We start from the raw sequence: 277 nt of genomic DNA on the forward strand, positions 1-277 counted from the left end.
TTGAGTAGTTCTTTCTGGCGCTGATTATTCTGCTCCACCGTCGAAACACGGATATAGCCCACCCGCTGCCCACGGGAGCCGGAGTCGTTGGCCATTAGTCTTCGCCCCGCGAGGGGTTAAAGGCAGCATTCTCCTGTTCTATGACCGCATCACGATAAGACTCGATTGCATCCGAGAGGGCATAAAGCTGAATACCGTCGAGGGCATCAGCGTCAGCGAGCAAGGATTGCACAATCCTGCCCAACGCCTGCTGCCCCGACGACAACCCACCATGCAG

1 protein-coding gene and 1 pseudogene are annotated in these 277 nt (G+C 56.7%); both read right to left on the reverse strand.

The genetic code is table 11. From position 1 onward, the window contains the following. A pseudogene (locus HMPREF2604_RS14480) lies at nt 1-95 on the reverse strand (recombinase family protein); the annotation flags it as partial. Continuing rightward, nucleotides 95-277 (reverse strand): hypothetical protein (locus tag HMPREF2604_RS04780; RefSeq protein ID WP_070563658.1); only part of this gene is annotated, 183 nt, incomplete at its 5' end. The gene HMPREF2604_RS04780 and the pseudogene HMPREF2604_RS14480, both read right to left, overlap by 1 nt.

It is taken from the genome of Corynebacterium sp. HMSC055A01, assembly GCF_001809405.1.
GTDB lineage: Bacteria > Actinomycetota > Actinomycetes > Mycobacteriales > Mycobacteriaceae > Corynebacterium > Corynebacterium hesseae.